Below are 18,076 nucleotides of genomic sequence, written 5' to 3' on the forward strand. Positions count from 1 at the left end.
CGCTGCCGGTCGCGCGTTTGCGCGCCGCGCCGGCTCGCTGATCCACAGTCAAGATTGACGTCGACCTTGAGGTGCGCGGCCCATAGTAAGGGGACTGTCTGGGCGACAAACGGGCGGGACCTCGACCGGCCGTACCGGCTTTCGGTCCGGGTGTGCCCACGAGATCCCTTACCCGGTCGGTCGACGCCGCGCCGGTCTCCCGTCGAGCGGCTGTCGCCCTGGCACCGGCGGCCGTTGGGACGGTGGCCCTGCCGTGTGGCCGCATCCAAGAATTACAGACCGGCGGATAGCGGCGTGAACGCCGCGGGTCACAGAGAGAAACATCTCGTCCGGGCTGGCGGTGCGGTCACAACCGCGGTGCGGTCACAACCGCGGTGCGGTCAACCCGCGGCGCGGTCAAACCCGGGGCCCGACGGGCAGGTCGCCGCCGCGAGGCAGGCGCATGGCCCGCAGGCAGAGCCGGCTCAGCTGGTCGACGGCGGTCGCCAGGTCGCGGTCGAGGGCTCCGTACGGGAACGACCGGTCGGCGAATCCCTCCACCATTCCGATGAGCCCGAGCAGCATGCGCTCCGGGCTGACCTGGGACTCCGCCAGCCCGGCGCGCTGCAGCTGGCGGACCGGCTCGACGTGCCGGGCCACGGCTCGCATCCGAGAATCGGCCCGGATGGCCCGGACCTCCGCGTCGTGGCAGCTGATCTGGGTGATGAGCCCCAGAAACCGGGCCTCCAGCCGATAGGCCTCCAGGTATCGGCGGACGCTCGCCCGCATGAGTTCGTCCAGCCCGTCCAGGCGACCGGGCTCGAAGCGCAGGCCGTCAAGAGGCGTGCCCAGCCGGGCCGAGGCCTCGCGCGCGAGCTCCTGGAAGGCGGCCTCCTTTGATTCGAAGTAGCGGTAGAACCCCCCGTGGGCCAGCCCGCCGAGATGGACGATGTCCGTGACGCGGGCGGCGTGGAACCCATCTCGCTCGAAGACAGTCCTGGCCGCCGCGAGCATCCGCGCCCGGGACTCCCGGAGCGCGGGCGAAAGCGGCGGTCCCGGCTGTTCGCGGTCCGCGGGCGGGTCGAACGGCAACGGTGATCTCCTCTCAGCCGCGTTCACGTGCCCCGATCCGTGAGCTGCCTAGTCGGTCTGGTCCGTCAGCAGCGCGGCCTGCATGCCGGCGTCGACGGGGATGTTGACGCCGTTGAGGTAGGCGGCCGCGTCAGAGCCGAGGAACGCGAGCACCTGGGCGACCTCGCGCGCCGTCGCCGGGCGCCCCTGATGGCCCTGGCGGACCGCCCAGTCGAGCAGCTCGTCCGTCATCGTCGCCCGGAAGTCCGCGAGCAGCGGCGTGCTGATCGGGTTGGGGCAGGCGCCGGTGATGCGGATGCCCGACCGGCCGAGCGTCCGGGAGGCATAGAGGGTGTAGAGCTGGCCGCATTCCTTGGACAGGCCGTAGGGATCGGCGGTCAGCTCCGGGTGGCCGTCGAACCAGGCCAGCGACTCGTCCCAGTCGTCGATCGCCATGAGCTTCAGCAGGTCGTCGCGGTGGCTGGGCCAGCCGGTGCCCGCCATCGACGAGGTCAGCACGATGGCGGCGCCCGCGGTCATCCGCGCGGCGAGCCGCTGGGACAGCCGGCGGGTGGCGAGGAAGTTGACGCTCAGCACGGTCCGCGTCGGCTGGGTCGCGGCGACACCGGCATTGGCGAACAGCACGTGGACGGGGCCGTCGACCGCCGCGGCGGCGGCCTCCACCCCGGCCTCGGTGGACAGGTCCGCCTCGATGAACCGGTGCGTCGGCCCGGCCGGGGTGTCACGGTCGATCGCCGTGACGTGCGCCGCGCCGAGCTCGTCGAGCAGCTCGACGAGCGCCGCTCCCACGCCGGAGGCGGCGCCGGTCACGACGACGCGTTTGCCCTGGTAGCTGAATGGGTCCCCCACGGGGCTCCTTCCTTGATGCCGACGTTCCTTGATGCCGACGGCGGGGCCGGACGTGCGGGCAGGCACCGGCCACGTGCCCGACGTGCGGGCGCCCACCCGGCGGCCCGGCGGCTCGGGCAGGCGGACCTGCCCGAGCGCCTGGCCGCGTCAGCCGGTGACCGCGGGGAGCGTCTCCCAGCCGCGGACGGTGGACGTGCGGGCCTGGCGGGCGTTCGACCAGTCGATCTCCCATTCCGGGAAGCGGCTGAGGACCTCGTCGAGGGCGACGCGGCCTTCGAGGCGGGCCAGCGCGGCGCCGAGGCAGTGGTGGATGCCGTAGCCGAAGGTGACGTGCCGGCCGATGTCGCGGTGGATGTCGAAACGGTCGGGCTCGGGGAACCGGTGCTCGTCGCGGTTGGCCGAGCCGTTCAGCAGCAGCATGATGCTGCCCTCGGGGACCGTCTGGCCGTGGTGCTCGACGTCGCGCGCGACGTAGCGGGCCTGGACGGGCGACGGGGCCTCGTAGCGGAGCAGCTCCTCGATCGCGCCCGGGATGAGCGAGCGGTCGGCGACCAGCTCGCGGCGCGCCTCGGGGTTCTCGGCGAGAACCTTGCCGGTCCAGCCGATCAGCCTGGTCGTCGTCTCGTTGCCCGCGCCGGCCAGCAGCATGACGTAGGTGACGATCTCCTCGCGGGTCAGTGTGCGGGTCGTGCCGTTCTCGTCCTCGAACTCGGTGGTCAGCATCTCGGTCATCAGGTCGTCCGACGGGTGCTTGGCCCGCCAGTCGATGTAGTCGCCATACAGCTCCATGCTGGCTGTGAAGTCGTCGTTCGGCGTGAGTTCGGTGCCGTCACCGGTGAGCCGCAGGCCCTCGTCGATCCGGTCACGGATCGACTCCTGGTCGTCCTCGGGAATGCCGAGCAGGTAGCCGATGGTGCGCATCGGCATCTGCGCGCCCAGGTCCCTGATGAAGTCGAACCGGCCCGCGCCGACGAGCGGGTCGAGGCTGCGCGCGCAGAACTCCCGGACCTTCGGCTCGAGCGCGAGCATCTTCTTCGGGGTGAAGACCCGGGCCAGGATGCCCCGGTGAACCGTGTGGACCGGCGGGTCCTCGAACAGGATGTTGCCCGGCGGGAGCTCGATGTTGGCCTTGATGAGCTCCAGGACCGAGCCGCGGCCCGAGCGGTAGGTGTGCCAGTCCGCGAGCGCCGGCTCGACGTCGGCGAACCTGCTCAGCGCGAAGAAGTCGAACTTGTCGTTGCGGTATAACGGTGCCTCGTCGCGCAGCCGCCGCCACGTCGGGTACGGGTCGGCGTCTATCTGGGCGTCGTAGGGGTCGTAGTACACGTCGCCCGGGCTCGTCACCGTCATGCTCGGCTCCTTCTCGCGGCCGTGATCGTGAGGAGAATCATCCGTCGTCTCACCTCCGGCTGCCGCCAGTTCCGCCGCCGGCGGTTCCGCGGGGGCCGGCTGGGACGCCCCCGCGGAACCGCCGGCCAGTGGGGCCGCCTGGTCAGCCGCTGGGGTGGACGAGCGTCTGCGTCTCCAGGTAGGCCTCTAGCCCTTCCACGCCCATCTCGCGGCCGATGCCGGACTGCTTGAAGCCGCCAAACGGGTTCCTGAGCTCGACGACGGTGCCCGAGTTGATCGCGAGGACGCCGGTGCGGACGCGCCTGCCGAGGGCGGCTCCGTGGGCGGGGTCACCGGTCCAGACCGAGCCGGACAGGCCGTAGTGGGAGTCGTTGGCGATGCGGACGGCCTCGTCCTCGCTGTCGTACGGGATCACCGCCAGCACCGGGCCGAAGATCTCCTCCTGGGCGATCCGCATCCGGTTGTCGACGTCGGCGAACAGCGTCGGCTCGACGTACCAGCCCCGGTCCAGCTCGGCGGGCCGGCCGCCGCCGGAGACGAGACGGGCGCCCTCGCCCTTGCCGGCGCCGATGAGGCCCTCGACGCGGGTGCGCTGCCGTTCGGCCACGAGTGGGCCGACGAGGGTCTGCGGGTCGGCCGGGTCGCCGACCTTGGCCGTGGCGACGAGGTCGGCGAGGCCGTCGACGATCTCGCGGTAGCGGGTCCGGGGCGCGAGCACGCGGGTCTGGGCGGCGCACACCTGGCCGGTGTTCATGAACGCCGCGGGCAGCAGCGCCGGCAGGGCGGCGGTCAGGTCGGCGTCGTCGAGGATGATCGCGGCGGACTTGCCGCCGAGCTCGAGGGTGCAGCGCTTGAGCTGCTCGCCGCAGATCGCGCCGATCCTGCGGCCGACCGCGGTGCTGCCCGTGAACGAGACCTTGTCCAGCCCCGGGTGGCGCACCAGGAGCTCGCTCATCTCCCGGTCCGCGGTGATGATGTTGATGACGCCCGGAGGCAGGTCGACGGACTCGAGGACCTCGGCGAGCAGGTAGCCGGTCAGCGGCGTCTCCGGCGCCGACTTGATGACCATCGTCGACCCGGAGGCCAGGCTCGCGCCGATCTTCATCGCGATCAGGAACAGGGGCACGTTCCACGGCACGATGCCCGCGCACACGCCGACCGGGGCCTTGACCACGGTCGCCGGGGCGAGGAGGCCGGGGCGCTCCTGTTCGAACGGGAAGGTACCGAGCAGGTCGGCGTAGCCGTCGAGGACCATGGCGGCGGCCAGCGTGTTGCCCAGCAGCGCGAAGGTGGAAGGCGCCCCCATCTCCGCGGTCACGGTGTCGGAGAACTCCTGCGCGCGTGCCTGGATCGCGGCGCTGATCGCCCGGATCGTCGTGGCCCGCTGGGCGGGGGAGGTGCGCGGCCAGGGGCCGTCCTCGAATGCCGACCGTGCCGCGGCGACCGCGCGGTCGATGTCGGTCCCGTCCGCTTCGGGGACGGTCGCGATGACCTCCTCCGTGTGCGGCGAGGTCACGTCGATAGTGCGGCCGCTCGCTGGCGCTACCCAGGTGCCGCCGATGAACAACCGATCCTTGACGACCGGCGAGGTGACCGGCGACGTGCTTTCCGCGGGCAGTAAGGACATAAGGCGGCTCCGGCGGGTAGGTACGTCACACGACTTCGCCAGCGGGCGCCGCCCCGGCGGCATGAATCCAAGCCCGACTGGCGCTGGGCCGGCTCGCGGTCGCGGTGGCGGTGCCGGGAGTCCGGCGCCGGGTGAGCAACCACCTGACGCCGCTCGTTTCCGCCTTGGCTACGAGTCGAATTCGCAGCGTTTCATGGCGCACTGCGCGAAGCAACAGTCGCATTATGCGAACGGCGGTCCCGGTGCCGGACGCTCCGCGCCCGCACCCGGGCGCCGCCTGTCGGGCGCTGAGCGCCCTCCCTGCGTGGATTCCGGGCTGACGCATATGACGGTGGTCCGGCTGATCCCGCTCGACGAGGTGGCTGGGTTGGTACTGCGCTGGTGCGCCGTCACTTGTTGTGGCTGGGTTTCGTGTTTTGCCACAGGGGTGGGTCGGTGTCGCTGCTGGTGCGGCGTTACTTGTTGTGGCTGGGTTTCGCGTCCTGCCACAGGGCGGGCGGGTGTCCCTGGGTGAGAGCTGTCAGGGTCTCGGCGGCCGCGCGCACGCGCTCGCCGAGGTCGATGACCTCGGCGCCGGTCCGAACGGGCGCGTAGTGCTGGTCGGAGGCGCAGATCGCCGCCAGCACGACGACGACGTCACCGCGGGCGTCGAACACGGGGGCGCTGACCGTGGTCGCGCGGTAGGTGCCGCCCGGCTCGATCGTCGCGGGCAGCGCGTCGGCGAGGCCGAACATCCGGTGGACCTCGCTCAGGATCCGGCGCAGCGCCGCGGCGTGCTCGGCGCCTCGCTGGTCCTCGCCGAGCTCCGCGGCCAGCAGGTCGAGGCGCTCGCGCAGGTGCCTGTCCACCTCGACGCCCCAGCCGCGCGCCCGCAGCCCGGCGAGGCTCGGGGTGATCTGTGCCAGCGCGTCGCGCGGCCGGTCCGGGCCCAGCCGGTCAAGCCACTGCTCGACGGCGGTGGGGTCGTCCGACCAGGCGACGCAGACCGCTCCGATCGGCGGCTGCCGCGGAAACCGGTCGCCCAGGCGCAGGTAGCGGTAGGCCGCGCCCGTGCCGACCGCCGCGCCGCCGGCGCCGTTCAGCGCCGGCTGGGGCGGCTGCCCGATCTCGCCGATGAGCAGCTCGTCCCGCTCACCGGGAATCGCGCCCGTGACCAGCGCGAGACAGGTCAGCTCGGTCACCGCGGCGAGGTCGTGGACCACCGGGCGGGCGGCGTCGATGACGGCGTGGCTGCGGCCCGCGGCCCGCCCGGCCGCGACCAGCGCCGGGCCGAGCCGGTACGTGTGCCGCTCCGGGTGGCGCAGCAGCCAGCCACGCCGGGCCAGCGTCACGACCATCGGGTGGATCGTCGTCTTGCTGAGGCCGAGCGCTCGCGCGATCTCGGCCAGGGTGGCGCCGTCGACGGGGCGGGCCGCGAGGAGGTCCACCAGGTCGAGTAGCCGATCTGTCTGCGGTGATGGTCTGCTGCTCATGATGCGGCGACCGTAGCTCAGCCGGCTGCCGGTTCGCATGGTGCGCCCATGGCTTCGCACAGTGCGTACCCGGACCGGCTGGTCCGTTGCGAGTGCCCGTCCGCCGCGGCTAGGGTCACGAGGTCGAAGTCGATGTCGACATAAACCTCGGCCGAGACTGGCCCGCTGGTGCGAGCTGACATCGGCGGAGGCGGCGGCCGTCGCGTGCGCCGAATCGCGCGCGGACAATGCGGGACTATGAACGGCGGCGTTCGGTGCGGCTGTCGGCGGATTGCGGAGGTGAGGCGGCCGTGACGACCGTGGGCGAGCTGCTGCTCGGGCGGGCGGGCAGTGATGCCGTCGCGCTGTTGTTCGGAGACGAGCGCTGGACCTACCGGCAGCTGGTCGAAGAGGCGTCCCGCCGCGCGTCGGTGTTCGAGTCGTTACGCGACGACGGCCGCCCGCCGCACATCGGCGTTCTGCTCGACAACGTGCCCGACTATCTGTTCTGGCTGGGCGCGGCGGCGTTGTCGGGCTCGGTGGTCGTCGGCATCAACGCGACCTACCGGGGCGAGGCGCTGGCGCAGCTGGTGCGGCACACCGACTGCCAGGTCCTGGTGACCTCCGCGGGTTACCAGCCCATGCTGGAAGGCACGGATACCGGAGTCGCCGCGGAGCGGACGCTGCTCGTCGACAGCGATGAGTACGCCTCCCAGCTCACCGCCGCGCCTTCCGCGCCGCGCGCGCGGCCGGTCGCCGCCGATGACCTGTTCCTGTTGATTTTCACGTCCGGTTCGACCGGGCTGCCGAAGGCGGTGCGCTGCACGCAGGGCCGGTTCGCCCGCACCGGCGCCCACGTGGCGCGGATCGCCGGGCTTGGTGTCGGTGGCGGTGCTGGTGTCGGCGGCGGGGACGGCGGGGCCGTGGGTGACGTGGTGTACGCGCCGTTGCCGTTCTTCCATTCCAGCTCGCTGTTCACGGGCTGGTCGTCGGCCCTCAACGCCGGTATTCCGATCGCGACTCGGGCGAAGTTCTCCGCCTCGGGCACGCTGCCGGACATCCGCCGCCACAGCGCGACGATGCTCACCTATACCGGCAAGGTCCTGAACTACATCCTCGCCACCCCCGAGCGTGACGACGACGCGGACAGCCCGTTGCGGCTCGCGATCGGCAACGAGGCGTCGACGCGGGACATCCGCGAGTTCGCCCGCCGGTTCGGCTGCTCCGTCCGGGACAGCTACGGCTCCACCGAGGGCATCATCATCATCCGGCGCGACCCCTCGATGCCCGAGAACGCTCTCGGCACCGCCGACCAGACGGTCAAGGTCCTCGACCCGGAGACGGGCGCGGAATGCCCGGCGGTGGTCCTTGACGCGGCCGGTCGACCGGCGAATCTGGACGAGGCGGTCGGTGAGATCGTCGAGACCTCGCCCGTGTCGGGGTTCGAGGGCTATTACAACAACGAGGACGCGACCCGGGCCCGGTTCCGGGACGGTGCCTACTGGTCCGGTGACCTCGCCTACCGCGACGCGGACGGCTGGCTGTACTTCGCCGGGCGGTCGAACGAGTGGCTGCGCGTCGACGGTGAGAACTTCGCCGCGGCGCCGGTGGAGGCGATTCTCGCCCGCCATCCCGAGGTCCGTTCGGTCGCGGTCTACGCAGTGCCCGACGACCCGGTAGGGGACCGGGTGATGGCGGCGCTGGAGCTGCGGGACGGCGCCGGCTTCGACCCGGCGGCGTTCGACGCGTTCCTCGCCGAGCAGCCTGACCTTGGGCCCAAGTGGGTGCCGGCCTTCGTCCGGGTGACCGGCGAGCTGCCGAAACTGGCCAGCATGAAGATCGACAAGCGCCGCCTCCGTCGGGAGGCCTGGCGTTCCGGACCGGTCGTATGGCGCCCCGCCAAGGGCGAGCCGCTGCGCTCCCTCGACGACACCGACCGCGCCCGGCTCGAACCGCTACTGGGCTGATCCCCTGGCTGAGGAGGCTACCGTCGTCCACGATAGCGTTCGCCCGGCCAGCATCTCGAAGATCGCCGTTGGCCGTCGGTGACCCGTCCGGCCGGCCCCAACCGTGTGGGGTGGCGGGAAGTCGCTGGAGGCCGCCGATGATCCGGTGGGATGTTCGGAGCTAGAGCGAGGAAACGAAATTACTCAGGTTCTCGCCCAAGAGGCATGTGGCGCCAGGCACGTAAGGGTCCGCCGGTCAGTATGTCCCGCGCAGGACGATCTTGACGCTCGCGAGTGAGAGGCCGGCGGCCTTGGCGATCTCCGGGAGGGTGCGGCCGCCGGATGCCCTGACTTCACGGATGGCGTCGTCACGGTCTCGGCGGGCCTGGGCAAGGTCGCGCTCGGTACGCTGCACCTGGCCAGTCAGGGCGGTGATTAGCCGAGCCCGCGACTTCTGCCTTGGGTGCGCGGCCTGAAGGCAGGCATGGCCTCGTGGGTGTCTGTGATCTTTTCTGACCCGGCAGCTACAGGCCCCGACTGTGGATCTTCGCGATGCCACCCACCGAGCGCCTCGAGATGCTCATGGATGAGCTCGCGGTCTTCGCCAACGCAGCCTGGTCACGGAGTGACAAACACAGCCCAGGCTGCACCATGGCTACAGCTCTCGGGGACACTTGGCCTGGCATGCTCGCCAAACACGGGGCCGCTCATCGCGAGCCCTCAGACTGGTGTTTGGGCGGCGTGGCCGTCTCCGCCACGAACCGGTTGACGATGGTGGCCATCGCCTGGACTCGCTGGACCAGTCTGGCCGGCGTCCTCGACTTTCTGTGGTCGTCACAACTCTGCAGTCCGGTGGCAGAGACTGCCATCCCCGCAGGGAGTAGCTCCGGTGCGATCCGGTAGTCGGATTTCTTGTACCATTCCGCGAACGCGGGCGCGGTCGACTCGGGAAGGTATACGACCCAGACGGTCCTTCTTTTTCTGAGCTTGAAGATCAACTTATCTTGTTCCCGGACCTCGTCGAAGACCTTGAACTGCACGGCGCCAATCTTCCCCCTGAGGATACCGCGCCTGCCGTATCGCTCGCTGTCGACCGGTTCGATGAAGTCCCAGCCCTCCCGGCGCGCCAGCCGCCGCCATGCCGAATAGGCCGGGTCGACCGAGAGCCCGTTTAAAAATCCGATGGCGCCGCCGACGATCAGAGGAGCGCCGACGAGGCCGATTATAAACCCGTCGCCGAACCGATTCACGCGGCGCTGTTCGTCGGCGGAGTTTCGTGTTCCCTGGCTCCAGTTGACGCACCGGTCACCGTCGGACATCTGCTGGCCGCCGCAGTCGGTACTGCCGGTCGCCAGGTTGTGCGCCGCCCAGGCAACAACAATAAGGCCGACGAGCAGGGCGCCGGTCGCCAACGCTGATACCTTAACGCGTCTCATGCGGCCTCCAAGGTTATGCTGGTGGGACGGGCGGGGCCTAACGGTGGGCGTGACGCGGGAACGTTGCTCGCCGCCGACGCCGGAACACGCGTGGGCCCCCTGGTCGTAGGCGAGCCGGGGCGCCGGTAAAGATTAGTGTAATCGGGACCGGACGCCGAGTCCGCGCAAGCGGCTGGTCCGGAACTCCGTCCGGGCCGTCATGTAGTCGGCCGTTTCGCTGCGGCGACTGGCCGGACCTACGCAATCCTGTGACCACGCCGGCCGTCGACGCGGGCTTGATCGCCATTCATGCCCTCCGGTGGCTGCGATCCTGCCCGGCAGACAGCCACCGGAGATCCTGCTGGTTTATTCGGGTTGGGTTACTTGATCGACTGTGGCGGCTCTCTGTTGATCTTAGGGGTGGAGGGTGGTGGGGCAGCTGGTCTGTTGTCTCTGTCCCTGTTCCCGGCTGTGGTGGGGGGTTGTGGTGTCGATGCGGTCGGAGTCGTGGCCTGAGATTCCGGAGGCGACTGTGCGTGCAGCGCGGGCGGCGGCGCGGCGAGGGGCGTATCCGGTGGCGATGCGGGTCCGTGACGAGCGGGGAGAGCTGTTCGCGGACGGCGAGTTCGCGGGGGCCTTCGGGGTGCGGGGTCGGCCGGGCTGGTCGCCGGGGCGGCTGGCGTTGGTGACGGTGTTGCAGATGGTGGAGAACCTGACCGACCGGGGTGCGGCGGCGCGGGTGCGGTTCGGGATGGACTGGAAGTACGCGCTGGGCCTCGAACTCGACGACGAGGGGTTCGACCCGTCGGTGCTGGTGGAGTTCCGGTCCCGGCTGGTCGAGCACGGGCTGGAGGAGAAGGCGCTGGACCTGCTGCTGGACGCGCTGGCCGGGCGGGGGCTGGTCGGGTCGGGGGGCCGGGCGCGCACCGACTCGACGCATGTGCTGGCCGCGGTGCGCGGCCTCAACCGGACGGAGCTGGCCGGGGAGTCGGTCCGGGCCGCTCTGGAGGCGCTGGCTGTGGCGGCGCCGGGCTGGCTGGCCGGGGCGGTCGACGTGGCGGGTTGGGGGCGGCGCTACGCCCGCCGGGTCGACAGCTGGGCGATGCCGTCGTCGAAGGCCGAACGGGAGGAACTTGCGCAGACCTACGGACAGGACGGGTTCGCGCTGCTGACGGCGGTGTACGGGCCTGGCACGCCGGGCTGGCTGGCCGAGCTGCCCGCCCTCGACGTGCTGCGCCAGATCCTGGTGCAGCACTACACCCGGGCCGTGGGCGAGGACGGGCGGGAGGTGGTCAGGCGGCGGGAGGACAGGGATGGTCTCCCGCCCGGCAGAACCCGGCTGACCTCTCCCTACGACCTCGACACCCGCAGTGGCGCCAAGCACGCCACCGTCTGGGACGGCTACAAGGTCCACCTGACCGAGACCTGCCAACCCGCCGGTGACGGCCTGAGCACCCCGAACCTCATCACGAACGTGGTGACCACCGACGCGACCGTGTCCGACATCGCCATGATCGAGCCCATACACGGCCAGCTCGCCGCCCGTCGGCTGACCCCTGAGCGCCACTACGTCGACTCCGGCTACTCGTCGCCAGACCAGATACTCGCCGCGCACGGCGCCCACGGGATCACCCTGGTCACCCCCCTGCTCGAGGACAGCTCCGCCCAGGCCAGAGCCGGGGCAGGCTACGACCGCTCCCGGTTCACCATCGACTTCGACCGCCGGACGGCCACCTGCCCGAAGGGACAGACCAGTTCCTCGTGGAGCCCCGCCCGCAACAGGGGCCAGGATGTGATCGTGATCGGCTTCCCCGTCCTGACCTGCCGGCCCTGCCACGCCCGTGACCAGTGCACCACCTCCTCAGGGGGGCGGCGCCTGACCATCCGGCCCCGCGAGATCTACCAGGCACAGCAGGCCGCCCGCACCCTCCAGAACGACCCGGACTGGAAGACCGACTACGCCCTGCGCGCGGGAGTCGAGGGCACCATCCACCAGGCCACCGCCACGACCGGCCTGCGTCGCTCCCGCTACCGCGGCCTCGCCAAGACCCACCTCCAACACGTCTACACCGCCATCGCGATCAACTTCCTCCGCCTCGACGACTACTGGAACGACCAGCCCCTCGAACGCACACGCACGAGCCACTTCGCCCGACTGGCAGCCGCCTGACCGAATAAACCAGCAGGATCACCGGAGGGTACAAACGACGATCAGCCACCGGCGCCGGCGCGGCGTTGCGCGGCGACCGGAGCAGGTCCTCACGGCGAAGGCTCGCGAGCAGCCAGCCGGCGCGTGGCGCGCATCACCGTCTGGTGTGCAGTTCGCCGTTTTGCTGAGGCGCTTGACTGACTGTGCGCCTGGTCGCCGGGCGTGGCGCGAGGACCTGCTGCGGTTCTGGGGTTTCGCAGAGGCCTAAAAGTGGCCTCTCCGCCCGCCACCAAATGTTGATCTTGACTGTGTCGAGATGGCGTTCGGGCAGTCAGAGGATGCCGGGTACCGCGTGTGAATCCCGGCCTGGCTTTGTCCCGGGCGCGAGCTCGTGGTTCCGGATGGGCGAAGGTGTCCAGCGTGCCGGGCGGATGATCACCATGGTGGCCGCCGCCTACCTGGACTCGGTCTTCGGCCGGCAGGTCGCCGGAGATCCAGACGAGACGATGGCTGCTAGGCTTGACCTGCGATTTCGGATCCGAGGCTCGGTGACCGGTGCGTAGTGTGGTCCCCGGCCGTTTGGGGCTGTGCGCGGGGAGGTCTGCCGTGAACATGGATGACCTGTTCGATCCGCCGACCGATCCCGCCGCGCGCTCGGCCTACCTGCGGCGTCGAGCCGAACTCGCGCGTGTGCGCGCGCAGAAGCTGATGACGACGATCAGCCGCGCGACCTACCAGTCGGATCCGGCGATCCTCGGCCAGGTCAAGGCGATCCTCGCGATGCCACCCACTGAGCGCTTGGAGATGCTCATGGATGAACTCGCGGTCTTCGCCAGTGCCCGCATGGTCACCGAGTGACGCGCAGGGGCCAGCCGGCTCCGCGACTACGGCTCTCGGGGATGCTCGGCATGCTCGCCGAGCATGAGGTCCGCTACGCGATCGTCGGAGGAGTCGGCGCCCGCCTGCAGGGGACTCCCTACGTCACCGGTGACCTGGACATAGTGCCCGACCCGGACCCGGCGAACCTGGACCGGCTGGCCAGAGCCCTGTCCAGCGAGGTGACCATGAAGAAGCACGCAGACTCCACGGACTACCTGCCGCATCCTGTGGTCCGTCGCGAGGAGTTCTTCGCGGAGTATTTCGCGATGTACCAGACCCCCCACGGCCCGCTCGACGTCCTCATCGAGCTGCCGGGCGTGGGACCCTTCGACGCGATCATGCGCAGCGCGCGGCGCTATGACCTCGCCGGCTACGGCCTCAGCATCTACGTCGCCAGCCTCGAGGACATCATCCGCTCCAAGGAGACCGCGGGCCGCACGAAGGACCTCATTCTGCTACCGATCCTCTATGAGGCCGCTGACCAGCTCGCGCGCGAGCCCGACGACTATGCCCTGAGTGTGGAGGCCCTCGAAGTCGACCTTCCCCCGCAGGGATCCGAGGAGCAAGGCTAGAGCGGTCGGCGCGCGGCGATACTCAGTCACCGACCAGCACGATCGGGCCGGCGCGTCACCACAGATACGGGGTGAGAACCGGCCACCAGCTCTCACCGCAGAATCCTGTGGCCCATCCCACCATCCGCTATACAGTTCGCCATTTCGTTGCGGAGATTCCCACAGCAGTAGCCCTCCGCGCGATGGTGTCAGGTCGAGTTCGCCAAGGCGCGTCGAAACGTCATCATGGGCCTTCCGGGGCCGTCGTAATCCGGGACCGGGCCATTGACGGTGAAGCCGAGGCTGCGGTGGAAGGCGATCGATCCGGCGTTGCTCGGCGCGGTGATCGCCTCGACCTCCCGGCAGCCTTCCGTCAATGCGCGCCGGAAGAAGTCCTGGTAGAGGGACCGGGCGAGTCCGGTGCCGCGGTGGTCAGGTCGTACGCCGACGAAATGGATGTAGCCGACGTCCGGCCGCGACGGCGAGCGGAAGGCGATAAGGAAGGCCGCCAGACCATGGTCGTCTTCGACGACCCGGCTCGAACCATGGAAGTGGTCGAGGAAGAGTCGGGGTAGTGCCCTGCTGACAGGCCGGCCCCACCAGTCATCCGCGACCGCCGCGATGGCGCCGTAGTCATCGGGTCGAGCCACCCGGACCGCGAGAGTGTCCACTCGCGAAGCATGCCGGACCACCCGACGCGGCGGGGTGCGCTGGCCGAGTGCGACGATGCCATGCCCCGCGGTGCGACGGACGGCACAGCGCGCGCCCCGAAGGGACATTGACCATGGACACACCATTGCGAGCGAGCCATCACAGCGGCAGGACACGGCATCCAACCCGAGCCCCGGTCGGGCTCTCCGGTTGCCGGCAGATAGCCAGCCACGGACTTCTGAACCCACATCAGATCAAGAACCGATTCATGATCTGGTGGATGTCCAGGGTCAGGACCCCAAACATCCCACCTGATCATGAAGCGATCATGATCAGGTAAGAGTCGGGATGTCAGGTCAACGACGAGCTCGGCGCTCGGCGCCTATAGTCGGACCATTCGAGGACCGGCTTCGCGTACCGCGAGTACTTCGCCGCCGTCAGGCCGACAATCGGCCGGATGATTTCAGCGGAGTTGGGCTTGAACGCGCTTCCGCGGAGTGGCGCAAATGCGCTCTTATGGCGCGATCTCGCCGATTGAGAACTTCATCAGATCCCGGCCGACGGTGACGGGCCCCGAATATCCTCCCCGGCGCATGTCCGCCGCGAAGTTCTGCTCGGCCCGGGACGCCGCGCGGGCGCGAGGCGGGTCCGGCGGCCGACGCGGCTGACCGCGCCGGCCGCCAGATGAGCCGGTACGCGTCCGCGCCCGGTCCGTCCGGCCTGCCGGACGTGGCTCCTGACTTCCGCCAAGATCACGGCTTGATCGCACCGACAGGTCGCTGATCTGCGGGTTCATCGATCGGGAGCGCCGTTTTTGTGCACTAATCGGGAGCCCTGGGCACGGCCAGGCTGCCCAATCCGAACACTCTCGCTTGCCAACCCGCCTCTCCGCCATCCCGCCGGGATCTCTCGCCGCAGACCTCGATCAGCTGGCAAGCAAGGATCCCGCGGTTCCGACCCCTACCCAAGCTACGGAGCGTGATCGTCAGTTCCACCAAGCGCCGCGACTGTGCACTAACTTGGCGGAAGTCAGGACGCGGCTGACCGCGCCGGCCGCCAGATGAGCCGGTACGCGTCCGCGCACGGTCCGTCCGGCCTGCCGGACGTGGCTGGGCGGCCGGTCATGATTCGCGCACGGCCGGCGCGGTCGCCGCGGCCGCGATGACCAGGACGAGCGCGAGCCATGGCAGACTTCCCACCCCGGCGCGTTCAAGCGCGACACCGCCAGCCAGCGAACCGCCCGCGATGCCGAGGTTGAACACGGTGGTCTGTATGGACGTGGCGACGTCGGCCTGGTCGGGACCGCAGGCGCCGACCACGGCGGCCTGCAGCAGTGTCGGTATCGCGCCGTATGCCGCGCCCCAGGCGACGAACGAGACGAGCAGAACCGGCGGCACGCGCCCGAACAGCCCGAGCGCGAGCATCGCGACCGCGACGAGGCCGAGCGCCGCCCGCAGGGTCGTCCGGGGGTGCCGGTCCACCACCAGGCCGGCGACCCAAACCCCCACGACGGTCGTGCCGCCGAACACGAACAGCACAAGGCCGGCGTTCCCGAATCGTGATCTTTCGACGAACGGGGCCGTGTAGGTGTACATGGCCTGGTGGCCCAGCAACAGGAAGAGGGTCATGGCGAACACGGAACGCAGGCCCGGCCTGACGATGACCCGCCGCACGGGGAGACGTGCCGTGCCCGGTTCGCCTGGGAAGTCCGGGAGGCGCTGGATCACCCAGGCCGCCAGGATCAGCGCCAGCGCGGCCAGCGTGGCGAAGCCGGCGCGCCAACCGACGGCGGCGGCCAGGGCGGTGCCCGCCGGAACGCCCGCCGCGAACGCGACCGTGATCCCGGCGAGGGCGATCGCGATCGCCCGGCCCTGGCGTTCGACCGGAACCATCCGAGCGGCGTAGCCGGCGAACATCGACCAGCCCACCCCGCCCGCCGCGCCGGCCAGCAACCGAACGGCGAACGTCAGCGGATAACTGTCGGACAGGGCGGCGACAGCGTTGCACAGCCCGAGGACGATGAGTACGCCCACCAGCACCGGACGGCGGTGGTAGCGGCGCAGGAGCGCGGTGAGCGGCACGGCGGCCAGGCAGGACGCGACCGCGTAGCCGCTGACCAGGAACCCGACGCTGGCTCGCGAGACGTCCAGGTCCGCACTCATCCGGAGAAGCAGCCCCGTGGGCAGTTGCTCAGTCAGCACCGCGGTGAACGCCGCCGTCGTGAGCGTCAGCAGCCCGGACCACGGAAGCGCCGCCGGTGAGGACGTGGGTTCACCCGCCGGGGACGCGGGCCCTGGCGGGGATGCCTCGCCGGCCGGGAACGTCTGGCGCGTCTGAAATCTGGACATGCGACGATGCTCAGACGTTCACATCAATGTGATGGCAACTGTGGTCCCGGTCACTCAGGTAACGCGTCCGAGGTGGTCACGGCACGATGAAAATCGGTGAGCTGTCGCGGCGCACCGGCGTGCCCGCCCGGATGCTTCGGTACTACGAGGAGCAGGGCCTGCTGAGCCCGGAGCGGGCCGACAACGGGTACCGCGCCTATCCCGAGTCGACGGTCGACCGCGTGCGCCAGATTCGAGGTCTGCTCGACTGCGGCCTTACCACCGAGATCATCCGCGCCATCCTGCCGTGCCTGGACCAGCCCGAACACATCTACCTGCTGCCGGAAAACCTCAACCCGCGGACGCTCGAACTGCTTCACCACGAGGTCGCGCGTATCCAGCAGCGGATCGACTGCCTGACGCGCAACCGCGACGCGGTGCTCGAATACCTCGCGGCCGCGCAGTCCGGTGTCGCGCCATGCGCCGGAAATCGACGCTCTGGCGAACGACCCGCGCCGTCATCCTGACCCTTCCGACGAAGGCGGATCGGCACGGTCAGCGCCTCATCTGGGCGTGGCCCTCGAACGGGCCCGGGATGGTCGACGGCCGAGGTGTGGCCCGCCGCGGTGACGGTGCGGCGTTCGACGCGTTCCTCGCCGAGCAGGCCGGGGCCGACGCCGCCCTCATCGCCCGCCACTTCGGCGGCAAAGCCGACCTCGTTCTGCTTCCAGTTCGAAGGAGTCGGGTGGCCAGGCGGGGACGCCCGCGTGGGGCGTCCCCTCGGTCAGGGATGGTCAGTGCGCCGCGGACTCCGCCCGGTGGGGGAGCTTCCATCCCGGCCGCACGTAGTGACAGGTGTAGCCCTCCGGGTAGTTCTGCAGGTAGTCCTGGTGCTCCGGCTCCGCCTGCCAGAACGGACCGGCCGGAACGACCTCGGTGACGACCTTCCCCGGCCAGAGGCCGGAGGCGTCGACGTCCGCGATGGTGTCCTCGGCGACCCGCTTCTGCTCCTCGTCGGTGTAGAAGATCGCCGACCGGTAGCTGAGGCCGATGTCGTTGCCCTGCCGGTTCTTCGTCGACGGGTCGTGGATCTGGAAGAAGAACTCCAGCAGGTCCCGGTAGGAGATCCTGGCCGGGTCAAAGGTGATCTCCAGCGCCTCGGCATGGGTGCCATGGTTGCGATACGTCGCGTTGGGCACGTCGCCGCCGGTGTAACCCACCTCGGTGTCCAGCACGCCGGGGAGCTTGCGGACGAGATCCTCGACCCCCCAGAAACAGCCGCCAGCCAGGATGGCCTTCTCTGTCGCGGTGCTCATTTACTCGGTCTTCCCCTCTATGTCCTCAAAAAGGTGCCGGTAGGCGCCGTAGCCCGCACTGTCCAGCTCGTCGGCCGGGACGAAGCGGAGGGCCGCCGAGTTCAGGCAGTACCGCAGGCCGCCGGCGGCCGCCGGGCCGTCGTCGAACAGGTGGCCGAGGTGGCTGTCGCCGTGGGCCGACCGGACCTCGGTCCGCCGCATCCCGTAGCTGGTGTCGCTCTTCTCGACCACGTTGCCCGGCTCGATCGGCACCGTGAAACTCGGCCAGCCGGTGCCGCTCTCGAACTTGTGCACCGACGCGAACAAAGGCTCACCGGAAACGATGTCGACGTAGATCCCCGGCTCCTTGTTGTCGCAGTACTCACCGGTGAACGCGGGCTCGGTGCCGCTCTCCTGGGTCACCCGGTACTGCTCCGGCGTAAGCCGCGAGATGGCTGCCTCGTCCTTGCTGTAGGTCTCTGGCATCTCGTCCTCCCGACGGTGGCATACCTAGC

At 70.0% G+C, this 18,076-nt stretch carries 17 protein-coding genes; 6 read left to right on the forward strand and 11 right to left on the reverse strand.

Annotated features, from left to right (window positions below; translation table 11 throughout):
- Positions 1 to 396: 396 nt before the first annotated feature.
- From BCD48_RS26385 to BCD48_RS26405, 5 genes are all read right to left on the reverse strand, one after another.
- Positions 397 to 1,071 (reverse strand): TetR/AcrR family transcriptional regulator, encoded by a 675-nt coding sequence (locus BCD48_RS26385; protein WP_071051072.1) that lies wholly within the window; start codon positions 1,069 to 1,071, stop codon positions 397 to 399.
- Positions 1,072 to 1,119: 48 nt separating this feature from the next.
- Positions 1,120 to 1,920: a coniferyl-alcohol dehydrogenase gene (locus BCD48_RS26390; RefSeq protein WP_071051073.1), complete on the reverse strand. Its 801-nt coding sequence runs from the start codon at positions 1,918 to 1,920 to the stop codon at positions 1,120 to 1,122.
- 147 nt (positions 1,921 to 2,067) lie between these two features.
- Positions 2,068 to 3,270, reverse strand: a complete 1,203-nt coding sequence (locus BCD48_RS26395; protein WP_071051074.1) for a cytochrome P450 — start codon at positions 3,268 to 3,270, stop codon at positions 2,068 to 2,070.
- Positions 3,271 to 3,412: 142 nt separating this feature from the next.
- Positions 3,413 to 4,897 carry an aldehyde dehydrogenase gene (locus BCD48_RS26400; protein WP_071051075.1) on the reverse strand — a complete coding sequence of 495 codons (1,485 nt, stop codon included), beginning with the start codon at positions 4,895 to 4,897 and terminating at the stop codon, positions 3,413 to 3,415.
- A gap of 455 nt (positions 4,898 to 5,352) precedes the next feature.
- On the reverse strand, positions 5,353 to 6,369 hold the full coding sequence (locus tag BCD48_RS26405; protein WP_083419234.1) for a helix-turn-helix domain-containing protein: 1,017 nt from the start codon (positions 6,367 to 6,369) through the stop codon (positions 5,353 to 5,355).
- Between the two features lie 290 nt (positions 6,370 to 6,659).
- Here BCD48_RS26405 and BCD48_RS26410 point away from each other — a divergent pair, with 290 nt between their 5' ends.
- The gene (locus BCD48_RS26410) at positions 6,660 to 8,315 is read left to right on the forward strand and encodes an AMP-binding protein (protein WP_071051077.1); all 1,656 of its coding nucleotides are present in this window, start codon (positions 6,660 to 6,662) and stop codon (positions 8,313 to 8,315) included.
- Between the two features lie 235 nt (positions 8,316 to 8,550).
- Here BCD48_RS26410 and BCD48_RS51565 read toward each other — a convergent pair whose 3' ends face one another.
- Entirely contained in the window at positions 8,551 to 8,709 is a 159-nt protein-coding gene (locus tag BCD48_RS51565; protein WP_157910565.1) for a hypothetical protein, read from the reverse strand.
- Positions 8,710 to 9,001: 292 nt separating this feature from the next.
- The gene (locus tag BCD48_RS50815; RefSeq protein WP_131804108.1) at positions 9,002 to 9,730 is read right to left on the reverse strand and encodes a hypothetical protein; all 729 of its coding nucleotides are present in this window, start codon (positions 9,728 to 9,730) and stop codon (positions 9,002 to 9,004) included.
- Positions 9,731 to 10,241: 511 nt separating this feature from the next.
- Between BCD48_RS50815 and BCD48_RS26420 the strand changes: the two genes are divergently transcribed.
- The 4 genes from BCD48_RS26420 (at position 10,242) to BCD48_RS26430 (ending at position 13,309) form a co-directional block, all read left to right on the forward strand.
- A complete protein-coding gene (locus tag BCD48_RS26420; protein ID WP_274536578.1) occupies positions 10,242 to 11,879 on the forward strand; it encodes an IS1182 family transposase in 1,638 nt (545 codons plus the stop codon).
- Positions 11,880 to 12,259: 380 nt separating this feature from the next.
- Positions 12,260 to 12,421 (forward strand): hypothetical protein, encoded by a 162-nt coding sequence (locus BCD48_RS51570; RefSeq protein ID WP_157910566.1) that lies wholly within the window; start codon positions 12,260 to 12,262, stop codon positions 12,419 to 12,421.
- Positions 12,422 to 12,470: 49 nt separating this feature from the next.
- A complete protein-coding gene (locus tag BCD48_RS26425; protein WP_241842000.1) occupies positions 12,471 to 12,716 on the forward strand; it encodes a hypothetical protein in 246 nt (81 codons plus the stop codon).
- The gene (locus BCD48_RS26430) at positions 12,713 to 13,309 is read left to right on the forward strand and encodes a hypothetical protein (protein ID WP_241842001.1); all 597 of its coding nucleotides are present in this window, start codon (positions 12,713 to 12,715) and stop codon (positions 13,307 to 13,309) included. The genes BCD48_RS26425 and BCD48_RS26430 overlap by 4 nt, the downstream gene beginning before the upstream one ends.
- A gap of 188 nt (positions 13,310 to 13,497) precedes the next feature.
- On the opposite strand, the gene BCD48_RS26435 is transcribed toward BCD48_RS26430, so the two are convergent.
- Positions 13,498 to 14,085, reverse strand: coding sequence for a GNAT family N-acetyltransferase (locus tag BCD48_RS26435; protein WP_312623361.1), 588 nt, complete (start codon positions 14,083 to 14,085; stop codon positions 13,498 to 13,500).
- A 975-nt stretch (positions 14,086 to 15,060) separates the two neighbouring features.
- On the reverse strand, positions 15,061 to 16,287 hold the full coding sequence (locus BCD48_RS26440) for an MFS transporter (RefSeq protein ID WP_083419227.1): 1,227 nt from the start codon (positions 16,285 to 16,287) through the stop codon (positions 15,061 to 15,063).
- 86 nt (positions 16,288 to 16,373) lie between these two features.
- On the opposite strand from BCD48_RS26440, the gene BCD48_RS26445 reads away from it, so the two are divergent.
- On the forward strand, positions 16,374 to 16,793 hold the full coding sequence (locus tag BCD48_RS26445) for a MerR family transcriptional regulator (protein ID WP_071051082.1): 420 nt from the start codon (positions 16,374 to 16,376) through the stop codon (positions 16,791 to 16,793).
- Between the two features lie 267 nt (positions 16,794 to 17,060).
- Here the strand turns inward: BCD48_RS26445 and msrA are convergent, their stop codons facing one another.
- Both msrA and msrB read right to left on the reverse strand, forming a co-directional pair.
- Positions 17,061 to 17,582, reverse strand: coding sequence for a peptide-methionine (S)-S-oxide reductase MsrA (gene msrA, locus BCD48_RS26450; RefSeq protein WP_071051083.1), 522 nt, complete (start codon positions 17,580 to 17,582; stop codon positions 17,061 to 17,063).
- Positions 17,583 to 18,047 carry a peptide-methionine (R)-S-oxide reductase MsrB gene (gene msrB / locus BCD48_RS26455; protein WP_071051084.1) on the reverse strand — a complete coding sequence of 155 codons (465 nt, stop codon included), beginning with the start codon at positions 18,045 to 18,047 and terminating at the stop codon, positions 17,583 to 17,585. It abuts the gene before it with no gap.
- Between the last annotated feature and the right edge of the window lie 29 nt (positions 18,048 to 18,076).

This window comes from Pseudofrankia coriaricola (assembly GCF_001854805.1).
GTDB lineage: Bacteria > Actinomycetota > Actinomycetes > Frankiales > Frankiaceae > Pseudofrankia.